Origin of the sequence: Streptomyces longisporoflavus (assembly GCF_014649775.1) — a bacterium.
In the GTDB taxonomy this organism is placed as follows: Bacteria; Actinomycetota; Actinomycetes; order Streptomycetales; family Streptomycetaceae; genus Streptomyces; species Streptomyces longisporoflavus.
Genome location: NZ_BMTR01000011.1, coordinates 295838 through 321617, shown reverse-complemented (window position 1 = coordinate 321617; position 25780 = coordinate 295838). Strand labels below are relative to the sequence as shown.

The 25780-nt window shown below is 70.2% G+C and carries 25 protein-coding genes; 11 read left to right on the top strand and 14 right to left on the bottom strand.

What is annotated here, in order from left to right; all coding sequences use genetic code 11:
* Positions 1-22: 22 nt before the first annotated feature.
* Positions 23-1840, top strand: coding sequence for a streptophobe family protein (locus IE226_RS23935; protein ID WP_190083374.1), 1818 nt, complete (start codon positions 23-25; stop codon positions 1838-1840).
* A 429-nt stretch (positions 1841-2269) separates the two neighbouring features.
* Positions 2270-3484 carry a phosphoserine phosphatase SerB gene (gene serB / locus IE226_RS23930; RefSeq protein ID WP_190083373.1) on the top strand — a complete coding sequence of 405 codons (1215 nt, stop codon included), beginning with the start codon at positions 2270-2272 and terminating at the stop codon, positions 3482-3484.
* A 103-nt stretch (positions 3485-3587) separates the two neighbouring features.
* On the opposite strand, the gene IE226_RS23925 is transcribed toward serB, so the two are convergent.
* The 4 genes from IE226_RS23925 to IE226_RS23915 form a co-directional block, all read right to left on the bottom strand.
* Complete coding sequence (locus IE226_RS23925) at positions 3588-4106, bottom strand: SixA phosphatase family protein (RefSeq protein ID WP_190083372.1); 519 nt, start codon at positions 4104-4106, stop codon at positions 3588-3590.
* A gap of 134 nt (positions 4107-4240) precedes the next feature.
* Complete coding sequence (locus IE226_RS23920; RefSeq protein WP_190083371.1) at positions 4241-4465, bottom strand: hypothetical protein; 225 nt, start codon at positions 4463-4465, stop codon at positions 4241-4243.
* Positions 4466-4644: 179 nt separating this feature from the next.
* Positions 4645-4761, bottom strand: a complete 117-nt coding sequence (locus IE226_RS44900) for an SGM_5486 family transporter-associated protein (RefSeq protein WP_150166275.1) — start codon at positions 4759-4761, stop codon at positions 4645-4647.
* A gap of 133 nt (positions 4762-4894) precedes the next feature.
* Positions 4895-6202, bottom strand: coding sequence for a CynX/NimT family MFS transporter (locus IE226_RS23915; RefSeq protein ID WP_190083370.1), 1308 nt, complete (start codon positions 6200-6202; stop codon positions 4895-4897).
* A 90-nt stretch (positions 6203-6292) separates the two neighbouring features.
* Between IE226_RS23915 and IE226_RS23910 the strand changes: the two genes are divergently transcribed.
* A complete protein-coding gene (locus IE226_RS23910; RefSeq protein WP_190083369.1) occupies positions 6293-6979 on the top strand; it encodes a FadR/GntR family transcriptional regulator in 687 nt (228 codons plus the stop codon).
* 50 nt (positions 6980-7029) lie between these two features.
* Here the strand turns inward: IE226_RS23910 and IE226_RS23905 are convergent, their stop codons facing one another.
* The 3 genes from IE226_RS23905 to fabG form a co-directional block, all read right to left on the bottom strand.
* Positions 7030-7386 (bottom strand): hypothetical protein, encoded by a 357-nt coding sequence (locus IE226_RS23905; RefSeq protein ID WP_229871498.1) that lies wholly within the window; start codon positions 7384-7386, stop codon positions 7030-7032.
* A gap of 115 nt (positions 7387-7501) precedes the next feature.
* Complete coding sequence (gene fabI, locus IE226_RS23900; protein ID WP_190083368.1) at positions 7502-8263, bottom strand: enoyl-ACP reductase FabI; 762 nt, start codon at positions 8261-8263, stop codon at positions 7502-7504.
* Between the two features lie 5 nt (positions 8264-8268).
* Positions 8269-8988, bottom strand: a complete 720-nt coding sequence (gene fabG, locus IE226_RS23895; RefSeq protein WP_190083367.1) for a 3-oxoacyl-[acyl-carrier-protein] reductase — start codon at positions 8986-8988, stop codon at positions 8269-8271.
* A 185-nt stretch (positions 8989-9173) separates the two neighbouring features.
* On the opposite strand from fabG, the gene IE226_RS23890 reads away from it, so the two are divergent.
* From IE226_RS23890 to tyrS, 3 genes are all read left to right on the top strand, one after another.
* Positions 9174-10697 carry a TldD/PmbA family protein gene (locus tag IE226_RS23890; protein WP_190083366.1) on the top strand — a complete coding sequence of 508 codons (1524 nt, stop codon included), beginning with the start codon at positions 9174-9176 and terminating at the stop codon, positions 10695-10697.
* A complete protein-coding gene (locus IE226_RS23885; protein WP_190083365.1) occupies positions 10694-12085 on the top strand; it encodes a metallopeptidase TldD-related protein in 1392 nt (463 codons plus the stop codon). The genes IE226_RS23890 and IE226_RS23885 overlap by 4 nt, the downstream gene beginning before the upstream one ends.
* 83 nt (positions 12086-12168) lie before the next feature.
* Positions 12169-13437 carry a tyrosine--tRNA ligase gene (tyrS, locus tag IE226_RS23880; RefSeq protein WP_190083364.1) on the top strand — a complete coding sequence of 423 codons (1269 nt, stop codon included), beginning with the start codon at positions 12169-12171 and terminating at the stop codon, positions 13435-13437.
* Between the two features lie 66 nt (positions 13438-13503).
* On the opposite strand, the gene IE226_RS23875 is transcribed toward tyrS, so the two are convergent.
* Positions 13504-13779 (bottom strand): GlsB/YeaQ/YmgE family stress response membrane protein, encoded by a 276-nt coding sequence (locus tag IE226_RS23875; protein ID WP_190083363.1) that lies wholly within the window; start codon positions 13777-13779, stop codon positions 13504-13506.
* A 213-nt stretch (positions 13780-13992) separates the two neighbouring features.
* Between IE226_RS23875 and IE226_RS23870 the strand changes: the two genes are divergently transcribed.
* Together IE226_RS23870 and IE226_RS23865 are read left to right on the top strand one after the other, a co-directional pair.
* Positions 13993-14382: a DUF3099 domain-containing protein gene (locus tag IE226_RS23870; RefSeq protein WP_190083362.1), complete on the top strand. Its 390-nt coding sequence runs from the start codon at positions 13993-13995 to the stop codon at positions 14380-14382.
* A 190-nt stretch (positions 14383-14572) separates the two neighbouring features.
* Positions 14573-14791, top strand: coding sequence for a hypothetical protein (locus tag IE226_RS23865; RefSeq protein ID WP_190083361.1), 219 nt, complete (start codon positions 14573-14575; stop codon positions 14789-14791).
* A gap of 6 nt (positions 14792-14797) precedes the next feature.
* Here the strand turns inward: IE226_RS23865 and moaA are convergent, their stop codons facing one another.
* From moaA to IE226_RS23850, 3 genes are all read right to left on the bottom strand, one after another.
* Entirely contained in the window at positions 14798-15805 is a 1008-nt protein-coding gene (gene moaA / locus IE226_RS23860) for a GTP 3',8-cyclase MoaA (RefSeq protein ID WP_190083360.1), read from the bottom strand.
* Between the two features lie 196 nt (positions 15806-16001).
* A complete protein-coding gene (locus IE226_RS23855; protein WP_190083359.1) occupies positions 16002-17636 on the bottom strand; it encodes a monocarboxylic acid transporter in 1635 nt (544 codons plus the stop codon).
* Entirely contained in the window at positions 17633-18001 is a 369-nt protein-coding gene (locus tag IE226_RS23850; protein WP_229871497.1) for a DUF485 domain-containing protein, read from the bottom strand. Before IE226_RS23850 ends, IE226_RS23855 begins: the two co-directional genes overlap by 4 nt.
* 342 nt (positions 18002-18343) lie before the next feature.
* Here IE226_RS23850 and IE226_RS23845 point away from each other — a divergent pair, with 342 nt between their 5' ends.
* The 3 genes from IE226_RS23845 to IE226_RS23835 all read left to right on the top strand — a co-directional run bounded on the left by IE226_RS23845 (position 18344) and on the right by IE226_RS23835 (position 22741).
* Positions 18344-19885: a S8 family peptidase gene (locus tag IE226_RS23845; protein WP_190083358.1), complete on the top strand. Its 1542-nt coding sequence runs from the start codon at positions 18344-18346 to the stop codon at positions 19883-19885.
* Positions 19886-19899: 14 nt separating this feature from the next.
* Complete coding sequence (locus IE226_RS23840) at positions 19900-21486, top strand: S8 family peptidase (protein ID WP_190083357.1); 1587 nt, start codon at positions 19900-19902, stop codon at positions 21484-21486.
* Positions 21487-21685: 199 nt separating this feature from the next.
* A complete protein-coding gene (locus tag IE226_RS23835; RefSeq protein WP_229871496.1) occupies positions 21686-22741 on the top strand; it encodes a CopD family protein in 1056 nt (351 codons plus the stop codon).
* Here IE226_RS23835 and IE226_RS23830 read toward each other — a convergent pair.
* The 3 genes from IE226_RS23830 to IE226_RS23820 form a co-directional block, all read right to left on the bottom strand.
* Entirely contained in the window at positions 22710-23414 is a 705-nt protein-coding gene (locus tag IE226_RS23830; RefSeq protein ID WP_190083355.1) for a lysoplasmalogenase, read from the bottom strand. The two genes, IE226_RS23835 and IE226_RS23830, sit on opposite strands and share 32 nt — an antisense overlap.
* On the bottom strand, positions 23411-24349 hold the full coding sequence (locus tag IE226_RS23825; protein ID WP_190083354.1) for a sterol desaturase family protein: 939 nt from the start codon (positions 24347-24349) through the stop codon (positions 23411-23413). The genes IE226_RS23830 and IE226_RS23825 overlap by 4 nt, the downstream gene beginning before the upstream one ends.
* A 136-nt stretch (positions 24350-24485) precedes the next feature.
* Positions 24486-25778 (bottom strand): amidohydrolase family protein, encoded by a 1293-nt coding sequence (locus IE226_RS23820; protein WP_190083420.1) that lies wholly within the window; start codon positions 25776-25778, stop codon positions 24486-24488.
* Between the last annotated feature and the right edge of the window lie 2 nt (positions 25779-25780).

The following is a 25780-nucleotide window of genomic DNA, read 5'->3' as shown; positions in this document are numbered from 1 at the left end:
CGCTGCGAGTCGGGGGGTCCTGATGGAGACCGGCGGGAAAAGGGTCGAGAGCCGGCGTATGCGGTGGGGCGATGTGCTGCTGTCCGCGATTGCCGCCGTGAGCTGGGCTCTTGTCGGCATGGCGGGCACTGCGGCGCTCGGCCTGCATCTGCTCGGCGCGGACGCGGTGGCGTCACTGGGGCCGATGACGGCTGCCGTGGTGGCGCTCGGCGCGGGCGGCTCGGTGACCCCGTCCGGTGACGTGTCGGCCTTCGGCCTCGAAGGGGCGGAGGCGACCACCGCGATCGATGTCGCGCCGCTGGGCGTCGGGCTCGCGGGCGCGCTGTTCCTTGCGTATTTTTTCCTGCGTTCCCTGCGCGGGGCGGGAGTTGTGATCTCCGCCGGCGAACTGGCCGCGCGAGCCGGGGCGGTGGTCGTCCTCTTTCTGGCGATGCTCGGAGGGCTCGTCTGGGCGGGTCACGACATCATCACGATCAAGGGTGACCAGCTCGGGATCGACCAGGGCATCGACAAGGGCGTCGACCAGCTGCCGGACGACATCACGGACAAACTGCCGGACGGCCTCGGCGACATCGGGGGCGTGCTGCCCGACCGACTCGGCGATCTCGCGCAGGCGAAGGCGTCGGTCGGCTTCACCGTGGAGACGGGTCCGACGCTGCTCGGGGGCGCGGTGTGGGTGCTCGTCGTGCTGCTGATCGCGCTGCTCGCGTCGCGCCGTACGCCGCTGCCGCGAGGGTGGGACGTCGTGCACCGCGTGGTGCGGCCCGCGACGTCCGCGCTGGTCACGGTCATGCTCGTGGCGGTACTCGCCGGGCTCGCGGCGGCGCTGTACGCGATGATCGGCGACGACCATCCCAAGCGGATCGCGGGCGCCGCGCTGCTCGGGGCGCCGAACGGGGTGTGGCTCGGGGTGCCGATCGGGCTCTTCGTGCCGTGGGACGGCGAGGCGACGGGGCAGCTGGCGAAGCTCCTGCCGGATCCGGTGGACGACCTCCTGTCCGGGTCCGGCTCCTCGGCGAGCGAGGCGGTGACGCTGGGGCGGCTCGCGGAACTGGACAGCCGGGTGTGGCTCCTCGGCGTCGCGGCGGCCCTGATGATCCTGTTCGCGGGTGTGCTCACCGCCGTCCGTTCTCCTTACTCACGCGGCGAGACCGGCGCCCTGAGGTTCGCGGCGCAGTGTGCGGTGCGGCTCGGCGCGGTGACGGCGCTCGGGCTGCCGTTGCTGGTGTGGCTCACGGGTGTCTCCGCGGACGCCTCGCTCTCGGTACTGGGCTTCGACGCGTTCGGCGCGGGCATCGAACTGCACGGCCGGCTGGGAATGGCGTTCCTTTTGGGGGCGGCGTGGGGTGCGGGGGCGGGAGCTGTGGGGGCGTTGCTCGCTGTGGCCAGTGGGGCTGCGGGGGGCCGGGTTTCGTGGTTTGCCGGTGCGGGGGGCGAGGCGGGGGCGGGGGTGGCGCCGGGGGCGGGGGTTGCCGCGGGGGTGGGCGCTGCGGGGGCTGCTGGGTCCGCCGGGGGGTCTGGGGGTGCGGGGGCGTCCGGGGGCTCCGGGGTCTCCGGGACGGCTGGGGAGCCCGGGGCGGCGCGGCCTGCGGGGTCTGCCGGGCCGTACAGTCCCAGCGCGCCCTTCCGGCCCTCGAACCCTGACACCAACCCGTACCTTCGGCCGCCGCCGCGTGATGTCTCCGGGGCGCCGACGGTGGTGGGGCCGGTCACTCCGCCTCCCCCGCCGAAGCCGCGCCCCCGCTCCTCGGACGAGGGCGATTGGCCTCCACCTCCACCACCGCCTCCACCTCCACCGCCGGGACCGGGGTCGGGGCCTCGTGGAGGTCGGGGGCGGTAGTGCAGGTTCCCTGACGTCTGCATGCCGCAGAGTGACTATGCGGGGCGGTACGTCCCTGCTCTCGGGCGTCTTTGCCGGGTGCGGCGTCCCTGCCCCTGGGGCGACGGCGCCCTTGCCCTTGGGCGGCTCTGCCGGGTGCAGCGCCCCTCCCCCGCGCAACACCGCCAGGCGCAGCGCCCCTCCCCCGCCCCTTTGCGCCGGATGGTCACGCCCATCCACCCGATCACCGGCGCTAGGCAGGGGATGCCGATACCGCGGGGTAAACGGGTGGGCGGGTGGGTGGGTGGGAGAGATCTTCAGCGCGGGAGGCGGTGAGAGCGAGGCACCCCGGCCCGCGAGCGCGGGCGTTTCGCCGGCGGCAGCCGCAGGTGTCCGGCACGCGGACCACCCCGGCGGGGCGGAGACGCCGCCGGATACGGTGGGCTCACCATGAGCGCTCCTCATCTCCCGCAGCCCGCCGATGTCCCCACGCTCCTCGTCAAGATCTTCGGCAAGGACCGCCCCGGAATCACCGCAGGCCTCTTCGACACCCTCGCCGCCTACTCCGTCGACGTCGTCGACATCGAGCAGGTCGTTACCCGTGGCCGCATAGTGCTGTGCGCGCTCGTGACCGAGCCGCCGGCCGGTCTGGAGGGCGACCTGCGGTCCACCGTGCACAGCTGGGCCGAGTCCCTGAAGATGCAGGCCGAGATCATCTCGGGCATCGGCGACAACCGCCCGCGCGGCCTCGGCCGCTCCCACATCACCGTGCTCGGCCACCCCCTGACCGCCGAGTCGACGGCGTCCATCGCCGCCAGCATCACCGCGACCGGCGGCAACATCGACCGTATCTTCCGGCTCGCCAAGTACCCGGTCACCGCAGTGGAGTTCGCCGTCTCCGGCACCGAGACCGAGCCGCTGCGGACCGCCCTCGCCCTGGAGGCGGCGAAGCTCGGCGTGGACGTCGCCGTCGTCGCGGCGGGCCTGCACCGCCGTGCCCAGCGGCTCGTCGTGATGGACGTCGACTCGACCCTCATCCAGGACGAGGTGATCGAGCTCTTCGCCGCGCACGCCGGCTGCGAGGACAAGGTCGCCGAGGTGACCGCGGCCGCCATGCGCGGTGACCTGGACTTCGAGCAGTCGCTGCACGCCCGTGTGGAACTCCTCGCCGGGCTCGACGCCTCAGTCGTCGACAAGGTCCGCTCCGAGGTCCGTCTCACCCCCGGCGCCCGCACCCTCATCCGCACGCTCAAGCGCCTCGGCTACCAAGTGGGCGTCGTCTCGGGCGGGTTCACCCAGGTGACCGACGATCTGCAGGAACGTCTCGGCCTCGACTTCGCCCAGGCCAACACCCTGGAGATCATCGACGGCAAGCTCACCGGCAAGGTGACCGGCGAGATCGTGGACCGCGCGGGCAAGGCCCGTCTGCTGCGCCGCTTCGCCGCGGAGGCCGGGGTCCCGCTGGAGCAGACCGTCGCCATCGGCGACGGCGCCAACGACCTGGACATGCTGAACGCGGCCGGTCTCGGTGTCGCCTTCAACGCCAAGCCCGTCGTCCGCCAGGCCGCGCACACCGCGGTGAACGTCCCCTTCCTCGACACCGTCCTCTATCTTCTCGGCATCACCCGTGAAGAGGTCGAGGCCGCGGACACGCACACCGACTGACGCAAGCGCTGGCGCACGTACGGCGATGGGCCCCGGAACCGCTGCGGTTCCGGGGCCCATCGCCGTACGTGCGTCGGGTCTGCTCGGGATCTACTCGGAAGATCTACTCGGAAGGCGCCCAGTAGTCGACCAGGGTGCCGACCCCGGGTTCCAGGGCCTTCCACGAGCCGGAGTAGGTCAGGACGGCGAAGGCGGCCGTGGGGAAACCGCGGCGTTCCATCCGCGTACGGGCGTCGCCCTCGGCGGCTCCGGAGAGAATGTCCGCGAGCCCCTGCACTCCGGGGTTGTGACCGATCAGTACGACGTTCCGCACGTCGTCCGGGGTTTCGTTGAGCACGGCGATCAGTTCGCCCGGAGAGGCCTCGTACAGCCGATCCTCGTAGACGGTCTTGGGCCGGTCCGGCAGCTCATGGACGGCGAGCTTCCATGTCTCGCGGGTCCGGGCGGCGGTCGAGCAGAGGGCCAGGTCGAGAGGAATGCCGCTGTCTGCCAGCTTGCGCCCGGCGACGGGCGCGTCCTTGCGGCCTCGCTCCGCGAGCGGACGCTCGTGGTCGGACACCTGCGGCCAGTCGGCCTTCGCATGCCGGAAAATGACGATCCTGCGGGGTTCTGCGACGCTCATGCGTCCCAGCTTCGCATGAAACCCGCCGGTGGGCGCAGGGAGTTGGCCTGCTCCCCCGACACGGGTGACGGTGTCCGCACGAGGCGGGTGACGGTGTCCGTACGAAGCAGGTCACGGTGTCCGCGCGAGGCGGGTCACGCGGTGGTACGGAAGACCGTCTCCTGGATGCGTTCGATCAGATGGGTGACCACCGGCTCGCCCGCCGTGGCGTGGGCGTCGGCGGGGTTCAGTATCAGCAGGAGCAGGGCCGCGAAGGCTATGGCGGGGAGGGCGATCGCCCACCACGGAAGCTGGATCTCGACGCTCGCGGAGTCCTTGGTGGCTCCCGGGTCGCGCCTGGTGTGCGAACGGGCCGACATGCCGCCTCCGTGGTCCTCGAGTCTTCCGCGCCGCGTCTTCGCGGCCACATCTCGAAGGTACGGATCGAGCGACCCTCAGCACATCCGGTGATCCACCCACTTGACCCTGACACTGACCCCCTAGGGGATGGTGGTGCTAGCCCCACCATCGGCCCCGCCGGGGTCAGTTCAGGGGCGGGTCACGGCGAGGCGATGGAGGCGATGATCCCGATGATCACGGTGATGGCCAGCATCGAGCCAAGCACGATGAGCAGCTTCTTCTGGCCGTTCTGGGGGTTCGGGTCGAGCACTGGCATGGCAAGAGTCTCGCACCCTTTGTCCGGGACGGCTCGGCCGGGGTAGGGCAGTACTCCCCCGGGGAAGCAAGGCAGCACTCCCCCGGCGAGCGGGGCAGTGCTACCCGGGGAGCAGAGCAGCACTCCCCCGGAGTCAGCCGGCCGCCGCGATCTCGTCCTCGACCGTGCGGTTGCGGCCCGCCAGGATGCCCACCACGATCTGCGGCACCATCAGGCCCGCCATGAGCGCGATCGGCAGGCCCCAGCCGCCGCTGTGCTGGTAGAGCACGCCCACCAGGAGCGGCCCCGGAATCGAGATCAGATAGCCCGTGCTCTGCGCGAAGGCGGAGAGCTTGGCGACGCCCACGCTGCTCTTGGCCCGCATGCCGACCATGGTGAGGGCCAGCGGGAAGGCGCAGTTGGAGACGCCGAGCAGCAGCGCCCACACCCAGGCGCCGCCCGCCGGAGCGAGGTAGAGACCCGCGTATCCGGCGAGACCGCAGACGCCGAGCACGACCACCACGGGCCCCTGGTTCGGCAGCCGGGTGGCGACCCGCGGAATGACGAAGGCCAGCGGTACGCCCATCGCCATGATGACGGCGAGCAGCACACCGGCCTCCCCCGCCGGGACACCCGCGTCACGGAAGATCTGCGGCATCCAGCCCATCGTGATGTACGCGGCGGTGGCCTGGAGCCCGAAGAAGCAGGCGAGCGCCCACGCCGTACGGCTGCGCGTGATGCGCAGCTGCGCGTCCTCCCGGCGCACCTCGGAGCTGACGTGCTCCGGGGCGGCGGAGGCGGCGCTCCGGTCGCGCACCAGCGGCAGCCACGGCACGACGGCGACGACGGCGAGCGCCGCCCACACCGCGAGCCCGGTCTGCCAACTGCCGCCCAGGGCGTCGGTCATGGGCACCGTGATGGCCGCCGCCAGCGAGGTGCCGAGCGCGAGCGCCATCGAGTAGAGCCCGGTCATCGAGCCGACCCGGTCGGGGAACCAGCGCTTGACGATCACCGGCATCAGGACGTTGCTGACCGCGATGCCCATGAGGGCGAGCGCGCTCGCGGCGAGGAAGCCGACGGTGCCGCCCAGGAAGGGACGGATCGCCAGACCCGCGGCGATCGCGACCATGCCGGCGCAGACCACCGCGCTGGGGCCGAACCGGCGGGCGAGTCGGGGAGCCATCACCCCGAAGATCGCGAAGCAGAGCGGCGGGACGGAGGTGAGCAGACCGGCGAGCGTGCCGCTCATGCCGAGCCCGTCGCGTACCTCTTCGAGGAGCGAGCCGAGGCTGGTGATGCCCGGCCGGAGGTTGAGGGCGGCCAGGACGATGCCGACCATGACGAGACGCGTCGCCCACGCGCGCGTGGCGGGCTGTTTCTCCGCTGCCCCGCTCACCGCGTCGGTACTGGTCGCTGTCTTCGCCGTTGTCGGTGTCATCGTCCTGGTTTCCTCACTAGCCATAGGCCCATCATAGAATCATGGGATGATTGGCTGTCCAATCCGTTGTCTGCTTTCCGACCGTCCCCGTCACATCGCGCACGAAGGAATGTCATGCCGCTGACCACCCCTCACCGATCTGCGCTCTCCGAGCAGGTCATCGCCGAGCTGCGCAATCAGATCTCGTCGGGAGAATGGCCGGTCGGCTCCCGTATCCCCACCGAGCCCGAGCTGGTCGAGCAGCTGGGGGTGGCGCGCAACACCGTCCGGGAGGCGGTCCGTGCCCTCGCGCACAACGGCCTCCTCGACATCCGCCAGGGGTCGGGGACGTACGTGGTCGCGACGAGCGAACTGGCCGGTGTGATGCAGCGCAGGTTCGCCGACGCCGAGCCGCGGCACATCGCGGAGCTGCGCAGCACGCTGGAGTCGAGCGCGGCGAAGCTGGCCGCGCAACGGCGCACGGAACGCGACCTCAAGCAGCTCGACGCCCTTCTGGAGCGCCGCGAGCAGGCCTGGGCGTCGGGCGACGCGGAGGCTTTCGTGACGGCGGACGCGACCTTCCACCTGGCTGTCGTGGCCGCGTCCCACAACGACGTGATGACGGCGATGTACGCGGACCTCGGCGAGGTCATGCGGGACTGGCTGCGCGAGGACGTCGGCGAGAAGCTGACCCCCGAGAGCCACATGGACCACGCCCGGCTCGTCGACGCGATCCGGGAGAGCGACGCGGAGGCGGCGGCGAAGGAGGCGGCGGGCTACCCCTTCATGTGCCGCCCGGAGCTCTTCGACGCGCGGCCGTGACCCGAAACCGACCCGAGACTCCGCGATGAAAAGCACCGCCCCCGTGGCCGTCACTTCTCGTGGCTGACCCAGACCGTCCGGATCTCTTTCCAGCAGCGCCCGGTGAGCCGCACGGTCGAGGCGGGCCCCGCCTCGACCGGCACGCCGTCGCTGTCGATGTCCCACCACTGCTCGCACTCCACGTGCAAGCGCACCCGGTCGGGCTCGGGGTAGGGGTTGTGGCAGTACGCGACCGCCTCCGAGCCCTCGACGCTGGTGCGGCACTCCGCGCCGAAGGGCCGGGGTTCGGCGGCCTCCACGCGCGCGTGCGGTGTCGTCGTCCCGGTGACGGCGTGTGACGGGGCGCCGTACGGCAGGGCGATCAGCACAGTGAGAGCGGCGAGCACCGCGGGAGATGACGGGCGCACACCTAAGGGTGCGCGGCTGTGCCCCGACCTCGCCCGGCCGGTGGGCCGAACGGGTGACGCCCCGCCTCCCGCGCGGTGCGGGGGACGAGGCGTCGGATACGTACGTAATGCCTGCTCAGGCACCCATCATGTGCACGCCGCCGTCGACGTGGATGATCTCGCCGGTCGTCTTCGGGAAGAAGTCCGAGAGCAGCGCGACGATGCCGCGGCCCGCGGGCTCCGGGTCGGCCATGTCCCAGTTCAGCGGCGAACGGGTGTTCCAGACGTCCGCGAGCTCGCCGAAGCCCGGGATGGACTTGGCGGCCATGGAGCCGAGCGGACCCGCCGAGATGAGGTTGCAGCGGACGTCCTCCTTGCCCAGGTCGCGGGCGAGGTAGCGGCTCGTGGCCTCCAGGGCGGCCTTGGCCGGGCCCATCCAGTCGTACTTGGGCCAGGCGAACTGCGCGTCGAAGGTGAGGCCGACGACCGAGGCCCCGTCCTCGAACAGCGGGCGGCAGGCCATGGTGAGCGACTTCAGGGAGAACGCCGAGACGTGCATCGCCGTCGCGACGTCCTCGAAGGACGCCTCAAGGAAGTTGAAGGCACCCTGCGGGGCGAAGCCGATGGAGTGCACGATGCCGTCGAGACCGCCGAGCTCGTCCTTCACCACACCCGCGAGGCGGTCCAGGTGCTCCTGGTTGGTGACGTCGAGCTCGATGACCTTGGCAGGCTTCGGGAGCTTCTTGGCGATGCGCTCGGTGAGCGTGGGCCGCGGGAAGGCGGTCAGGATGACCTCGGCGCCCTGCTCCTGAGCGACCTTGGCCGCGTGGAAGGCGATGGACGCCTCCGTCAGCACACCGGTGACGAGGATCTTCTTGCCGTCGAGAATTCCGCTCATGGTGATCAGTGACCCATGCCCAATCCGCCGTCAACGGGGATGACGGCTCCAGTGATGTACGACGCGTCGTCCGAGGCGAGGAACTTCACCGCGGCGGCGATCTCCTCGGGGTTCGCGTAACGGCCGAGCGGCACCTGCGCCACGATGTTCGACCGCTGCTCGTCGGTGAGCACCTTGGTCATGTCGGTGTCGACAAAACCCGGCGCGACGACGTTGAAGGTGAGGTTGCGCGACCCGAGCTCACGGGCGAGCGAGCGCGCGAAGCCGACCAGGCCGGCCTTGGAGGCGGCGTAGTTCGCCTGCCCCGGTCCGCCCATCAGGCCGACGACCGAGGAGATGAGGACGACGCGGCCCTTCCTGGCGCGCAGCATGCCGCGGTTGGCGCGCTTGACGACACGGAAGGTGCCGGTGAGGTTGGTGTCGAGGACGGACGTGAAGTCCTCCTCGGACATCCGCATGAGGAGCTGGTCCTTGGTGATCCCGGCGTTGGCCACCAGGACCTCCACGGGCCCGTGCTTCTCCTCGATCTCCTTGTAGGCCTGCTCCACCTGCTCGGCGTCGGTGATGTCGCACTTGACGGCGAGGACTCCGAGCTCGGTGAGGGCCCGGGGTGGTTCACCCGAGCGGTAAGTGATCGCGACCTTGTCGCCCGCGTCGGCGAAGACGCGGGCGATGGCGAGGCCGATGCCCCGGTTTCCTCCGGTGACGAGAACCGAGCGGCTCAACGGATCACCCTTTCGATAGCGGTCTGGTACCTCGAAAACCTATCGGTACGGTGCTCCATACGGAGAATCGACGACCGACAGTGGCGTACCGGACTCCCTGTCGGGTCCCTACAGAAAACTCTGGCCGCCGGACCTCCACGCGCGACATGATCTGACCGACCGGTGCCGACAGCAGGGAGACATCCGTGCCCCATTCCATCGACGAAGCCTTTACGGCGCTGCCCCTGCGGGCTCTCGCCGACGCGGCGCTCGCACGCGCGCGTGCCCTGGGCGCAGACCACGCGGACTTCCGCTTGGAGCGGGTGCGCAGCGCGTCCTGGCGGCTGCGGGACGCCAAACCGTCCGGCACCTCGGACACCACGGACCTCGGCTACGCGGTCCGTGTCGTGCACGGCGGAACCTGGGGCTTCGCCTCGGGCGTGGACCTGACGATGGACGCGGCGGCGAAGGTCGCGTCCCAAGCCGTGGCGATGGCGAAGCTTTCGGCCAAGGTCATCAAGGCGGCGGGCTCCGACGAGCGCGTGGAGCTCGCGGACGAGCCGGTGCACGCCGAGAAGACGTGGGTGTCGGCGTACGAGATCGATCCCTTCTCCGTGCCGGAGGAGGAGAAGAGCGGGCTGCTCGCCGAGTGGAGCTCCCGCCTCCTGGCCGCCGACGGCGTCTCGCACGTCGACGCCTCGCTGCTCACCGTGCACGAGAACAAGTTCTACGCGGACACGGCGGGGACGGTGACCACGCAGCAGCGGGTCCGCCTGCACCCGCAGCTCACCGCGGTCGCGGTCGACGAGTCGAGCGGTGAGTTCGACTCGATGCGGACCATCGCGCCGCCGGCCGGGCGCGGCTGGGAGTACCTCACGGGGACGGGCTGGGACTGGGACGCCGAGCTGGAGCGCATCCCCGGTCACCTCGCCGAGAAGATGCGGGCGCCGAGCGTGGAGGCCGGTTCGTACGACCTGGTCGTCGATCCGTCGAACCTCTGGCTGACCATCCACGAGTCCATCGGCCACGCCACCGAGCTGGACCGCGCGCTCGGCTACGAAGCCGCGTACGCGGGAACCTCGTTCGCCACCTTCGACCAGCTCGGCAAGCTGGCGTACGGCTCGTCGATCATGAATGTGACGGGCGACAGGACGGCCGAGCACGGCCTCGCCACCATCGGGTACGACGACGAGGGCGTGGCCGCGCAGTCCTGGGACCTGGTCAAGGACGGCACCCTGGTCGGCTACCAGCTGGACCGGCGCATCGCGAAACTCACCGGCTTCGAGCGCTCGAACGGATGCGCGTACGCCGACTCCCCCGGCCATGTGCCGGTGCAGCGCATGGCGAACGTGTCGCTCCAACCGGATCCGGGCGGGCTGTCGACGGAGGATCTGATCGCGGGCGTCGATCGCGGCATTTACGTAGTTGGCGACCGTTCATGGTCAATTGACATGCAAAGGTACAATTTCCAGTTCACGGGGCAGCGCTTCTACCGCATCGAGAACGGCCGCATCACCGGTCAGCTCCGTGATGTCGCGTACCAGGCGACCACCACCGACTTCTGGGGTTCGATGGCCGCGGTCGGCGGCCCGCAGACATATGTGCTCGGCGGTGCCTTCAACTGCGGCAAGGCCCAGCCGGGCCAGGTCGCGGCGGTCTCGCACGGCTGCCCCTCGGCCCTGTTCCGGGGCGTGAACATCCTCAACACCACGCAGGAGGCCGGTCGATGAGCCGCAGCAGCAAGCCGTACGAGATCGTCGAGCGCGCCCTCGAACTGTCCACCGCCGACGGCTGCGTCGTCATCGCCGACGAGCACTCGACCGCGAACCTGCGCTGGGCGGGCAACGCCCTGACCACGAACGGCGTCACCCGCGGCCGCACGCTCACCGTCATAGCGACCGTCGACGGCAAGGAGGGCACCGCGTCCGGCGTCGTGTCGCGATCGGCCGTCACCGCCGCCGATCTGGAGCCCCTGGTCCGCGCCGCCGAGCACGCCGCACGCGGGGCGGGCCCCGCCGAGGACGCGCAGCCGCTGGTGGCCGGGGCCGAGGAGTCCGCGGACTTCAGGGACGCACCCGGCGAGACGTCGTCGGCGGTCTTCGCGGACTTCGCCCCCGCGCTCGGCGAGGCATTCGCCACGGCGCGGGCGGGGGGACGCGAGCTGTACGGCTTCGCGAACCACGAGCTCGTGTCGAGTTACCTGGGGACATCGACGGGCCTGCGTCTGCGGCACGATCAGCCCAACGGCACCCTCGAACTGAACGCGAAGTCCCCCGACCGCACGAAGTCTGCCTGGGCGGGGCGTGCCACGCGGGACTTCAAGGACGTCGACCCCGCGGCGCTGGACGCGGAGCTCGCCAAACGCCTGGGCTGGGCCCAGCGACGCGTCGAGCTGCCCGCGGGGCGGTACGAGACGCTGCTGCCGCCCACCGCCGTCGCCGATCTGCTGATCTACCAGCTGTGGTCGGCCTCCGCGCGGGACGCGGCCGAGGGCCGGACGGTGTTCTCCAGGCCGGGCGGCGGCACCCGCGTCGGCGACCGCCTCGCCGAGCTGCCCCTGACGCTGCGCAGCGACCCGTACGAGCCGGGCCTGGAGTCCGCGCCGTTCGTGCTCGCGCACGCCTCGGGCGGCGACTCGTCCGTCTTCGACAACGGGCTCCCGCTGACCGCCACCGACTGGGTACGCGCGGGCGAGCTCGCGCATCTGACCAGCACCCGGCACAGCGCGGGCCTGACCGGCCTTCCGGTGGCGCCCGCCATCGACAACCTCATCCTCGACGGCGGCACCGACCGCTCCCTGGAGGAGATGGTCGCCGGCACCGAGCGCGGGCTGCTCCTGACCTGCCTCTGGTACATCCGCGAGGTCGACCCGGCCACCCTGCTGCTCACCGGGCTGACCAGGGACGGCGTCTACCTCGTGGAGAACGGCGAGGTCGTGGGCGAGGTGAACAACTTCCGTTTCAACGAGTCACCGGTGGACCTGCTCTCGCGGGCCGCCGAGGCCGGGCGGACGGAAAAGACGCTGCCCAGGGAGTGGGGCGACTGGTTCACTAGGGCGGCGATGCCCGCCCTGCGCATCCCCGACTTCAACATGAGCTCGGTCAGCCAAGGCGTGTGACGCCCATAGACTGGCCGGTGCCAGCCGGTACCGGCCAGAAAGCCCTTCGACCGGCCAGAAACCTTTCAAGGAGACACAAGACCGTGACGGACATCGTCGACGAGCTGAAGTGGCGGGGTCTTTTCGCCCTGTCCACTGACGAAGATGCACTGCGCAAGGCGCTCGCGGACGGCCCCGTCACGTTCTATTGCGGCTTCGACCCGACCGCGGCCAGCCTGCACGTCGGGCACCTGGTGCAGGTCCTCACCGTCCGCAGGCTCCAGCAGGCGGGGCACCGGCCGCTCGCCCTGGTGGGCGGCGCCACGGGTCAGATCGGTGACCCGCGGCCGACCGCCGAGCGCACCCTGAACGACCCGGAGACGGTCGCGAACTGGGTGGCCAGGCTGCGCTCGCAGATCGAGCCGTTCCTGTCCTTCGAGGGCGAGAACGCCGCGCTGATGGTCAACAACCTGGACTGGACAGCGGGCATGTCCGCGATCGAGTTCCTGCGGGACATCGGCAAGCACTTCCGCGTGAACAAGATGCTGACCAAGGACTCCGTGGCCCGCCGCCTGGAGTCGCAGGAGGGCATCTCGTACACGGAGTTCAGCTACCAGCTCCTGCAGGGCATGGACTTCCTGGAGCTCTACCGGCGCTACGGCTGCACGCTGCAGACCGGCGGCAGCGACCAGTGGGGCAACCTCACGGCGGGCATCGACCTGATCCACCGCCTGGAGCCGGACGCCACGGTGCACGCCGTCGGCACGCCGCTGATGGTCAAGGCGGACGGCACCAAGTTCGGCAAGTCCGAGAGCGGCGCCGTCTGGCTCGACCCCGAGATGACCACGCCGTACGCGTTCTACCAGTTCTGGCTGAACGTCGACGACCGTGACGTCTCGACGTACATGCGCATCCTCAGCTTCAAGTCCCGCGAGGAGCTCGAGGAGATCGAGAAGCTCACCGAGGAGCGTCCGCAGGCCCGCACGGCCCAGCGCGCGCTCGCCGAGGAGCTGACGACGCTGGTGCACGGGGCCGACCAGTGCGCCGCGGTGATCGCCGCGTCCAAGGCGCTGTTCGGCCAGGGCGAGCTCGGCGACCTCGACGAGGCCACGCTGAGCGCGGCCCTCTCCGAGCTGCCGCGCGTCCAGGTCACGGAGCTCGGCCCGGTGGTGGACCTCCTCGCGGAGGTCGGCCTGGTGGCGAGCAAGTCCGCGGCCCGGCGCACGGTGAAGGAGGGCGGTGCCTACGTGAACAACGCGAAGGTCGCCTCCGAGGACGCCGTCCCGTCCCGCGAAGAGCTTCTGCACGGGCGCTGGCTGGTGCTGCGCCGGGGCAAGAAGAACCTGGCGGCGGTCGAGGTCACCGCGGGCTGAGAGATCACTTGCGAAGGGGGCCGGTCCGTTCGGACCGGCCCCCTTCGCATGCCGCGCACCCGCAGGTCAGGCCCGCTGCTTGTTGCCTCTGATCATCTTGTACAGCATGTCTCCGACGCCCACGACGACGAGTGCCGCCACGAGCTGCAGGGCGTGCCGACCCCAGTCGATTCCCTTGGTGTCATCGATGCCGAACCCAGAGGCAAGCGAGTTGCCGATGATCGCGCCGATGATGCCGAAGATCGTGGTCAGCCAGAGCGGACTGTGCTGCTTGCCGGGCAGGATCGCCTTGGCGATCAACCCCAGCACAAATCCGACGATGATGGCCCACAACCAGCTCATAGCTGCCTCCTCGTCCGGCTCAACTTGAGCATTACGGTCAGTGTCGACCGATCCTCCATACGGCGCATGTCGGGTGACTCCATACGTGGCACGGCGCAGGCAGGACACCGAGAAGGAACCCGCCCCCGGTCTCGAAGGCTGCGCAGCCCCGGCGTAACGTGGAGCGGGTCCGGGCCGGGGAGCGCCCGGCTTCTGAGCAGGCGGTGGAATGTGATGCGGAAGCAGAGCGACGCCCCGGTATTCCGGATCACAGGGGCGCGGCAGAGTCTCGCGGACGATGTGCGGGGCAGGCAGCGCCGGTATGTGATCTCGATGTCGGTCCGCACTCTTTCGGTCGTCGCCGCGGCGGTGCTGTGGAACATCGAGCGGCACGTCGCCCTCGTCGCTCTGGTGCTCGGCATCCTCCTGCCGTACATCTCCGTCGTGATCGCCAACGCGGGCCGGGAGAACGCGCCCTCGTTGCCGTCGACCTTCGTACCGGCACCATCCCGGCCAATTCTGCCGCCGGCGCTGGCGCGCGCAGAGTCCCCGGAACCCGTCCCGGAAGGCGGCGCGGGCCCCGCGCCGGGCGGCTCCGGCACTCCGTACGGCCACGAGAACTGACCGTCGACGTTGCGCCAAGCTCAAGAAAAGCTCAGATCAATCATGTAGTTCCGGTGCCGGGTACCGGGTCCCCCGTGACATACTTCGTACGCGCTCCGCATCCCCCGTCGGAGCGACAGACCGACGCCGGGCAGCTCCCCCCGTGGCTGCTCGGCGTCGCCTTGTTTTGAACGCACTTGGACGTTTACCTGTGAGCGACGAGACACCGATCTGTTCCGCCAAGGGCTGCCGCGCCGCCGCCGTGTGGGTGCTCGCCTGGAACAACCCGAAGATCCACACTCCGGAGCGCCGCAAGACGTGGCTCGCGTGCGAGGAACACCGCGAGCATCTCTCCCAGTTCCTGGGCGTACGCAGCATGTTGAAGGATGTCGTGCCCCTTGCGGAGTGGGAAGCCCCGGAGGGCGGCTGACGCGATTCAGCCGCCGATCGCCGACATCGGGCGGTCGGGCTGGAGGAACGTCGGGTCGTCGAGGCCCGAGCCCGCCTTCTTGCCCCACATCGCGAGCTTCCATATGCGCGCGATCGCCTCGTCGGAGCCGTCCTGGCTGTCCTCGGCGTTCGCTCGCAGTGCTGCCCGCAGGTCGGTCTCCTCGGTGGCGAACAGGCAGGTGCGGACCTGGCCGTCGGCCGTCAGGCGGGTGCGGTCGCAGGCCGAGCAGAACGGGCGGGTGACGGAGGCGATGACGCCGACGCGATGCGGTCCGCCGTCCACGATCCAGCGCTCGGCCGGCGCGGAGCCGCGCTCGCCGGAACCCTCTTCGGTGAGCTCGAAGCGCGTACGCAGCGATTGCAGGATGTCACCGGCGGTGATCATTCCGTCGCGCTTCCAGCCGTGCTGGGCGTCCAGGGGCATCTGCTCGATGAAGCGCAGTTCGTAGTCGTTCTCGACGGCCCAGGCGAGCAGGTCGGGGGCCTCGTCGTCGTTCAGGCCGGGCATCAGGACCGTGTTGACCTTGACGGGGGTCAGGCCCGCGTCACGGGCCGCCTCTAGCCCTTCGAGGACGTCCTTGTGGCGGTCGCGGCGGGTGAGGGTCTTGAAGACGTCCGGGCGCAGGGTGTCCAGGGAGACGTTCACCCGGTCGAGGCCCGCGGCCTTGAGGGCGGCGGCGGTGCGCTTGAGTCCGATGCCGTTCGTCGTCAGGGACATCTTGGGGCGCGGCTCCAGTTGGGCGCAGCGCTCGACGATGCCGACGAGGCCGGGGCGCAGGAGCGGCTCGCCGCCGGTGAAGCGGATCTCGGTGATGCCCAGCTGCGTCACGGCGATCCGGATGAGGCGGACGATCTCGTCGTCGCTGAGGAGCTCGGACTTGGACAGCCACTGCAGGCCCTCTTCGGGCATGCAGTACGTGCACCGGAGATTGCACTTGTCGGTCAGTGAAACTCGCAGATCGGTGGCCACTCGGCCGTAGGTGTCGATGAGCACGTGGGCCCCCTCCCTGATCCTGGTTCAGCCGGTCCGGTCCAGATACTCACGAGCCTACGTGACGGGACCGACATCGACGGGGGCCCGATCCCACGAGGAGCGGCGCGGCCGCGTCGTAGAGATCTACCAACGATCTACGACGCGGCCGCTGACGTGCGGGTTTCAGGTGAAACCAGAGAATCGGGAAACCGCCGGATCAGTGGGCACCGGTTCCCGTGAGGGAGCGCACCTCCAGCTCCGCGTACTTCCCCTTGTCCGGCTCCTCCTTGGAGAGCATGGTGCCGAGCCAGCCGAGCAGGAAGCCCAGCGGGATGGAGATCAGGCCCGGGTTCTCCAGCGGGAAGAAGTCGAAGTTCGCGTCGGGGAACATCGAGGTGGGCTTGCCCGAGACGACCGGCGAGAACAGCACGAGGCCGACCGCGGCCACGAGTCCGCCGTAGATGGACCAGAGCGCGCCCTGTGTGGTGAACCGCTTCCAGAAGAGGCTGTAGAGGATCGTCGGCAGGTTCGCGGAGGCCGCGACGGCGAAGGCCAGGGCGACCAGGCCCGCCACGTTGAGATCACGGGCCAGGGCGCCCAGCGCGATGGAGACGATGCCGATGAAGACGGTCGACCAGCGGGCGGCCCTCATCTCCTCCTTCTCGGTGGCCTTGCCCTTCTTGATGACGTTGGCGTAGATGTCGTGCGCGAACGAGGACGACGAGGCCAGGGTGAGACCCGCGACGACCGCGAGGATCGTGGCGAAGGCGACCGCGGAGATCACGGCGAGCAGGATCGCGCCGCCGGCGGAGTCGCCGCCGCCGCCGATCTCCAGGGCGGCGAGCGGTGCCGCGGTGTTGCCCGCCTTGTTCGAGGCGATGATGTCGCCGGGCTTGAGCAGGGCGGCGGCGCCGAAGCCGAGGACGATCGTCATCAGGTAGAAGGCGCCGATGATGCCGATCGCCCAGTTCACGGACTTACGCGCGGCCTTGGATGTCGGCACCGTGTAGAAGCGGATCAGGATGTGCGGCAGGCCGGCGGTGCCGAGGACCAGGGCGATGCCGAGCGAGATGAAGTCCAGCTTCGAGGTGTCGCTCACGCCGTACTTGAGACCGGGCTCCAGGAAGGCCGAGCCCTTGCCGCTGTTGGAGGCGGCGGTGCCGAGCAGGTCGGAGACGTTGAAGTTGAACTTGAGGAGGATCAGGAAGGTGATGAGGATGGTGCCGGTGATGAGCAGGACGGCCTTGACCATCTGCACCCAGGTGGTGCCCTTCATGCCGCCGATGGTGACGTAGACGATCATCAGGACGCCGACGAGGGCGACGATGAGGATCTTGCCCGCGTCACTGGTGATGCCGAGCAGCAGCGAGACCAGGACGCCCGCGCCCGCCATCTGCGCGAGCAGGTAGAAGATCGAGACGACGATCGTGGAGGTGCCCGCGGCGGTGCGGACCGGGCGCTGGCGCATGCGGTAGGCGAGGACGTCGCCCATCGTGTAGCGGCCGGAGTTGCGCAGCGGCTCGGCGACCAGGAGGAGCGCCACGAGCCAGGCGACCAGGAAGCCGATGGAGTAGAGGAAGCCGTCGTACCCGAAGAGGGCGATGGCGCCCGCGATGCCGAGGAAGGACGCGGCGGACATGTAGTCGCCGGAGATCGCCAGCCCGTTCTGGAAGCCGGTGAACTGGCGTCCGCCCGCGTAGAAGTCGGCGGCGCTCTTGGTCTGGCGTCCCGCCCAGACGGTGATGAACAGGGTCGCGATGACGAAGGCCGCGAAGAGGCTGATGATCAGCGCCCGGTGCTCCGAGGCGTCGGACGTCGCCGCGAGGACGGTGGTGTTCAGCGCGGGGCTCATGCGCCGGCCTCCAGACGGGACTTGATCGCCTCGGCCTTGGGGTCGAGCTTGGCATTGGCGTGGCGCGAGTAGAACCAGGCGATGAGGAACGTGGTCAGGAACTGCCCGAGTCCGAGGACCAGGGCGACGTTGATGTTGCCGAACAGCTTGGTGCCCATGAAGCCGCCCGCGTAGTTCGACAGCAGGACGTATGCCAGGTACCAGACGATGAAGGCGACGGTCAGCGGGAAGGCGAACGAGCGGTGCGCCTTGCGCAGTTCACCGAACTCGGGACTCGCTTGCTCCTGGAGGAACTCTTCCGTGGACGGCGCGTGCGGAGCGGGGGCTTCTCCGTCCTTGGACGGTGGGGATGCATCGGGGGCCACGGAGTCTTCTCCTCGTGGTGCGGGTGCGGTGGGGACGGACAGCTGATCCATTGACTCTCTCTGCATGACTTTTCCTGATCCGGCAGTGATACGGATCACGTAAGCCACGGATGGCGATGCTAAGGCCACGGGACGTGATCCGACAGGGGTCGATGTTGGTTCCGTTACCTGTTCAACGTCTCGACGGCGCGTCCGGCGCGGTGCCACGGATCGTTTTCTTCCGGAATCCATTGCTGGCCTGGGAGTTCGGGGGATAGCTTCACCCTGCACAGCCCGTCATGTACCTGCCCGATCACTAGATGTGTTCGGGCAGTTCACGTATCCGGATGATGTGGAGATCCCATGGCTCATCTGCGTTCCAGACGTCGCATCGCGCTCAGCGTGCCCCTCGGCATCGCGCTGGCGGCGTCGGTCGGCTTCGCTCCGGGCGTCGCGACCGCGGCCCCCGACGCTCCCGCCACCGCGTCGGCCGAGGCCGAGGCCCCCAAGCTGGCGTACGTCGTCAACACCCGCACGGACTCCAAGACGATCGCGTACGTCAAGAAGGCGATAGCCAAGGCGAACGGCACCGTCGTCGTGGCGTACCCGAAGATCGGCGTCATCGTCGCGCATTCGGCCAACCCCGACTTCGGCAAGCAGCTGCGCAAGGTCAAGGGGGTCCAGTCCGCGGGCGCGACCCGCACCTCGCCCCTGACGGCGGCGGGCACGACGGAGGAGGGCGCCCCGACCCTCCTGTCGAAGTCCGAGGCCAAGGCGCTCAAGGCGCAGGCGGGTCAGGCCGGTCCGGCCGCCGAGCCCCTCGAGGCCGACCAGTGGGATCTGCGTGCGATAGGCGCCGACAAGGCGGCGAAGATAAACCCGGGCAGCAAGAAGGTCACCGTCGGCGTCATCGACACCGGAGTCGACGACACCCACCCCGACCTCGCGCCCAACTTCTCGTCCTCGCAGTCGGCGAGCTGCGTCGGCGGCAAGGCGGACACCTCGCCCGGCGCCTGGCGTCCGGAGAAGCCGGAGCACTACCACGGCACGCATGTGGCCGGCGAGATAGCCGCCGCCCGCAACGACGTGGGCGTCGCGGGTGTCGCGCCCGGCGTGCAGGTCGCGGGCATCAAGGTGGCCGACCCGGTCAGCGAGCTGTTCTTCCCGGAGAGCGTCGTCTGTGCCTTCGTGTTCGCCGCCGACAAGGGCATCGAGATCACGAACAACAGCTACTACGTGGACCCGTGGCTCTACAACTGCATGGACGACCCGGACCAGCGGGCCATCGTCGACGCGGTCAACCGCGCCCAGCTGTACGCCCAGAAGAAGGGCACCCTGAACCTGGCGTCCGCGGGCAACTCCAACCACGACCTCGCGTCCGACGAGATCCTGGACGACTCCAGCCCGGACGACTCGACGCCGGTGCCGCGCACCATCGACCCCTCCGAGTGCTTCGACCTGCCGACGCAGCTTCCGGGCGTCGTCACGGTCAGCGCGACGGGCGTGCAGAACCTCAAGTCGTACTACTCCACGTACGGCAAGGGCGTCATCGACGTCGCGGCCCCCGGCGGGGACAGGTACCAGATCCCGGCCGACACCCCGTCGAAGAACGGCCGCATCCTCTCCACGATGCCGGGCAACCAGTACGGCTGGCTGCAGGGCACCTCGATGGCGTCGCCGCACGCCTCGGGCGTGGCCGCGCTCCTGAAGTCGACGCACCCCAAGGCGAGCCCCGCCGAGCTCCAGCGGCTGCTCAAGAAGCAGGCCGACAACCCGGGCTGCCCGACGACCCCGTACGACCCGGACGGTGACGGCAAGGTCGACGCGGTCTGCGAGGGCGGCAAGAACAAGAACGGCTTCTACGGCAGCGGGATCGTCGACGCGCTCGACGCCGTGAAGAAGTGAGGGGCACGCGCACCATGACCGCACCTTTCACGCGTTCCCGGCGCGTGCTCGCACTCCCGCTCGGCATGGCGGTGGCCTCGGCCGTCGCCTTCCTGCCGGGCACGGCGTCGGCGCAGCCCGATGCCGCCTCCCGGCAGGACGGCCCCGTGTCGTCCGTCGTGTCCGCGCTCGGCGCCTCCCTCACGGACGGCGCGTCGATGAGCTATGTCGTCAACGTCCGTGCCGGGCACGGCGGTTCGCCGTCCGCCAAGACAACGGCGTACGTGAAGAAGGCCATCGCCAGGGCCGGCGGCAAGGTCGTCATCGTGTACGACCGGATCGGCGTGATCGTCGTCCACGCGTCGGACGCGGACTTCGCCGAGAAGATCCGCAAGGCGAAGGGCGTCCAGTCCGCGGGAGCCACCCGCACGGCGCCGCTGTCCGCGCAGTCCGACGACGCCCTCGAAGCCGACCGGCCGCTGACCGCCGCCGAGGCCGAGAAGGCCGCCGGGCGGGCGGGTGCGGGCCAGGACGAGCTGGAGCCGCTCCAGTGGGACCTGCCCGCCATCAAGGCGGACAAGGCCCACAAGGAGTCGCTCGGCAGCTCGAAGGTCACCGTCGGTGTCCTGGACTCCGGCGTCGACGACACGCACCCGGACATCGCGCCGAACTTCGACGCGAAGGCGTCCGCGAGCTGTCTGGGCGGCGTGCCCGTGCAGAAGGACAGCGCGTGGCGTCCGGTGAGCGGCGAGAGCGACCACGGCATGCACGTGGCGGGCACGATCGCCGCCGCGAAGAACGGCACCGGCGTCACCGGCGTCGCTCCGGGCGTCAAGGTGGCGAGCCTGAAGGTGGCCGAGCCCGCGACCGGCATGTACTACACCGAGGCCGTGGTCTGCGGCTTCATGTGGGCGGCCGATCACGGCGTCGACGTCACCAACTCCAGCTACTACACCGACCCGTGGCTGTTCAACTGCAAGACGGACGCCGACCAGAAGGCCTTGGTCGACGCCGTCGGGCGGGCCACCCGGTACGCGGAGCGCAAGGGCGCGGTGAACGTCGCGGCGGCCGGGAACGCCGAGACGGACCTGGCGCAGGACGAGATCGTGGACGACTCCAGCCCGGACGACACGACGCCCACGGAGCGGGTCATCAAGACCGCGGACTGCCTCGACCTTCCGTCGCAGCTTCCGGGTGTGGTGACCGTCTCGGCCACGGGCGCGAAGGACATCAAGTCCTCGTACTCGAACTATGGCCAGGGCGTCGTCGACATCGCGGCGCCGGGCGGCGACTCCACGAGGTTTCAGACGCCGGACGCCCCGGCCACGGACGGCCGCATCCTGTCGACCCTGCCGGGCGGCAAGTTCGGCTACAAGGCGGGTACGTCGATGGCGTCACCGCATGCCGCGGGGGTCGCCGCACTCATCAAGTCGGCGCACCCGCACGCGTCGTCGGCGAAGGTGAAGGCGCTGCTCTACGGCGAGGCCGACGCTATGAAGTGCACCGATCCGTACGACATCGACGGTGACGGCAAGGTCGACGCGGTCTGCGCGGGCGGCAAGAACAGGAACGGCTTCTACGGCGTGGGCATGATCGACGCCCTGGACGCCGTGCGGAAGTAACCCTCCCGCGCGAGGAGTCGGGCCGGGCGGTCACGGACCGCCCGGCCCTTCGCGCGAGGATCTCGTTCCAGGCTGGGGGCCTCCCGGGGCGGGGCGGACGCGAGCCCTGTGGAGTAAGTGGTCTGTCGGGCGGAATGGGAATCCGCCAGTTGTTTGCCAGGACTTGCCCGTTTAGGGGATGCCTGGTGAAGATCATGTAGTGAGCTCCATACAACCGTCCGCCGACCCCGGTGGCGAGGTCCCGGCCGACACGGCAGCCGCCGCGTCACGCGCCTCGCACCGCGCACCGCGCCGCCCCGCGACGGGTCATGCCGTCGCCGTGCTGATCCTGGTGGCCGTCGCCGCCCTCGTCCCGCTGCTCGGCCCCTCGGCGGCGCTGGACGGCACCGGAGAGGCGGAGGCGCCGGGCACCGCCGGGATCACTTTCCTGCGGACGGTTCTGTTCGCCGCGCTCTGCGTGCAGTTGGGCGAGGTGTACGCGACACGGCTCGCCCGTCGGGTGCCGGGGGCGCCGCTCGATCGTGTGCCGCGGAGCTGGGCGGCGTACGCGGCGGGCGCGGGCATCGTGGCCGCGCTCGGCCTCGCTTCGGTGGTGGCCACCGGCAACCTGGTGCCGCACCGGCTCTCCGACATGGACATCGGCGGTCTCTACGCGTCGCGGGACGGCAGGCTGGCGCTCCTCGAGGTCAACGCCTTCATCGCGGCGCTGCTGTGCGCGCGCTCGCGCCGGCCGTCCGCCGCCGCCCTTCCGCTGGCCGCGGTGATCGTGGCGGAGGCGCTGCGGGCCCACCCTCCCGTCGAGGACACGCCGCTCATCGGCACCGGTCTGACACTGGTGCATCTGACCTGCGGGGTGCTGTGGGCGGGCGGCCTGCTCCAGGTCCTTCGCATGCTGCGCCTGTGGCGTACGTCGGCTCCCGGGGCGGGCGCGGCGGTGCTGGGGCTCTACGCGCGCGTGGCGGCCGTTCTGTTCGCCGCGATCACCGTGACGGGAGTGTGCAGCACGCTGCGCAGGATGCCGGCGAGCACGGTCCTCGACCAGCTGACGGAGACGGCCTACGGGCGCACGCTGCTCGCCAAGGTGCTCCTCGTGGTGGCCGTGGCCGTCCTCGCGCTGCTCGCACGCCTGCGGTTGCGCGGGGCCGCCGATCCGACCACCGCGTACTCCCCCGCCCGTTGGGAGGTCATCGCCCTCGGGGCGGTCGTGGCGGTGTCGGCGCTGCTTACGGCGTTGCCGCTGCCGATTCGCTGGTGAGGCGCGCGGCCTGCGGGGGCCGGGCCGCCAGTACGCCGGCGGCCAGCAGGAACTGCGCGGCGATGTAGGTGAGCATGATCCAGAAGTCGGGGCGCGGCGCCTGCGGCCACTCGGCGATGCCGGTCGCGATGAGGGTGTCCGACAGGAGGAACAGCGCGCCGCCCGCGCCCGCGACGGGGCCCAGCCTCGTGGCGGCGAACGCCATCGCGGTGAGCAGGAGGCTGTAGCCCGCCACCGGGCCGCGCATGTCCGCGGGGAGGTCCGGCCAGAGCAGTACGACCGTGCCGGTCAACGCGGCTGCGTACGCGGCCACCAGCCACCCTTCACGCGCGCGTGCCGTTTCCTGGTGTACGTGGTGTCCGTGGCGTCCGTGGCGCTTGAAGAGGACGAGGTAGCAGACGTGGCCCGCGGCGAAGGAGCCCATCCCGGCGAGGAACGCGGGGTCCGCGTCCGCCAGGAGCAGGACGTCGCCTCCCCAGCCGAAGAGGAGGGCGGCGGTCAGCAGGCGCGGGCCTTTGACCACGACCACGTAGCCCGCCAGAAGCGGCATGAGGAGGGGCTTGAAGACGGCGTGGGCGGTGTCCGAGCCCGCCAGGAGTGCTGCCAGGTCGCCCGTGGCCGCCAGGGCGAACGCGGCCAGGAGCAGCTTCGCCCCGGCGGACGTCTCCGTCACGCCGCGCTCTCCGTCGCCGGCTCCGGTGTGTGCTCCGTCGCCGGCTCCGGTGCCGGTTGTGGTGCCGGTTGTGGTGCCGGTTGTGGTGCCGCGGGTGCCTGCGGTTGCCAGCCCGGGCCGCGGAACAGCCGCCCGCCCCGTTCGCGCCAAGTCGTCGCCCGCCTGATGTCCTTGGCGATCGCCACGTACTCGTGTGTGGCCACCCGCAGCGGGTTGTACGTGGTGATGTTCTTCGTGAGGCCGTAGACCGGGCGGTCCGTCTCCGCCACCCAGGAGCCGAACACGCGGTCCCAGATGATCAGGATGCCGCCGAAGTTCCGGTCCAGGTAGCCGCCCTGCGACGCGTGGTGGACGCGGTGGTGTGAGGGGGTGTTGAAGACGAACTCGAAGGGGCGCGGCAGCTTGCCGATGCGCTCGGTGTGGATCCAGAACTGGTAGACGAGGTTCGCCGACGAGCAGAACGCGAGCGCCGCGGGATGCACGCCGAGTGCGATCAGCGGGACGTAGAACGGCCAGACGGTCAGGCTCGTCCAGGGCTGGCGCAGCGCCGTCGTGAGGTTGAACTTGCGGCTGGAGTGATGCACGACGTGGCAGGCCCACAGGATGCGGATGACGTGGTGCCCGCGGTGCGACCAGTAGTAGAAGAAGTCCTGCGCGAGCAGCATCAGCGGGATCGTCCACCACAGGACGGGGATGTGCAGCGGCGTCAGCGCGTAGACCGCCGTGTAGATCGCGACGATGGGGATCTTCCACAGGAGGTCGAAGACGAGACTGCCGAGCCCCATGGTGATGGAGGTGGCGGCGTCCTTCGCCTCGTACCCGGCTTCGGCCCCGTCGGCGGCAGGATGGATCCGCACGCTCACGATCTCCACGACGGTGAGCAGCACGAATGCAGGTATGGACCACAGCACGACATCGGGCAGGTTCGGCGGCATGCGTGCACCGTAAGGGCCCGTCGTCGGCCGCCGCTAGACGTAGTTACCGACAAGTATTACCGGTGGTAAAGAAGCGGATGTTGGCGATCTCCGCCAAAAGCGGAGATCGCCATGCGGTTCGGCGCCGCGCGCGACTTCACCAGACGCGCGCCGACCCTCCGGGAGCGAACACCGGGCTCGTCGCGCCGGCCGGGGTCTCCTTGAGGGGCTCCTCCAGCTCCCGGACCGTCGGTCCCACGCGCGCGGCGACCTCCCCGAGCCGCTCCAGGTCGAAGCCGTAGACACGGGCCGCGTTGCCGCCGACCATGGCCGCGATCTCGTCCTTCGGGAGGCCCGCGTAGGCGATGCGGAGTCCTTCGCGCGAGTACGGGTGCGTGCCTTCGTCGTGCGGGTAGTCGCTGCCCCACATGATCTTGTCGATGCCGATCCGGTCCCTCATCCGCGCCTCGTGCGGGCGCATGAAACTCGCGCCGACGAAGCAGTTGTCGCGCCAGACCTCGGAGGGACCCTTGCCCATCGCGTCGGCGAGCCCCGCACCGAACTTCGACTCCGCCGTACCGCCCGCCCCCGTCTTCGAGGCCGCCGCGACAAGCCGCCCGTGGTAGTAGTCCAGCATGTCGAGCACGCCGGGGATCCAGCCCGAGCCCTGCTCCGTGAGCACGAGCCGCAGCTCGGGGTGGCGGCGGAAGGCGCCGCCGAACACCAGGTGCCACAGGGCCCGGTGCGAGAACCACGTCGTCTCCACCATGAAGACGGCCCGCGCGGCCGGTTCCTCCCCGAGCGGCGGCGAGGCCGATCCCGCATGGTGGTTGACCGGTACGCCGCGCTCGGCGCAGGCCGCCCAGATCGGGTCGTACGTGGCCGAGTAGAGCTCAGCGAGTCCGCTGCCCGGCGGTGTGCCGGGCAGCAGAAGGCCGCCGTTCAGGCCCGCGTCGGCGGCCCGGTGGATCTCCTTGACGGCCTCGTCCACGTCGTTCAGGAGGATCTGGAAGACGCCCGCCCTGCGCCCCGGAGCCGCCGCGCAGAAGTCGGCGAGCCAGCGGTTGTGGGCGCGCAGGCCCGCCCAGCGCTGCTCGAACTCCGCACGCGTCGGCGCCGGTGCCATCAGGGAGGCGCTCGGGAAGAAGGGCGGGATGGTGTTCGGGAAGACGACCTCGCCGACGATGCCGTCCCGCTCCAGATCGGCCAATCGGCGGTCCGAGTTCCAATTGCGGTCGGCGGTGTCGGCGAGCAGGTCCTCGTACGGATTGACGTAGGTGGCCGCCCACGCGTCGAACGCGTCGTGGTGGGCGGAGGCCAAGTAGGGCTTGTAGTCGAGGAGATCGGCGCCCGCGTGGCAGTCCGCGGAGATGACGGTGTAGCGCTCCTCTGCCGTGCCCTCTGCCGCGCCCTCTGCCGTGCCGGGCTCCTCTGCCGCGCCCTCTGTCATGT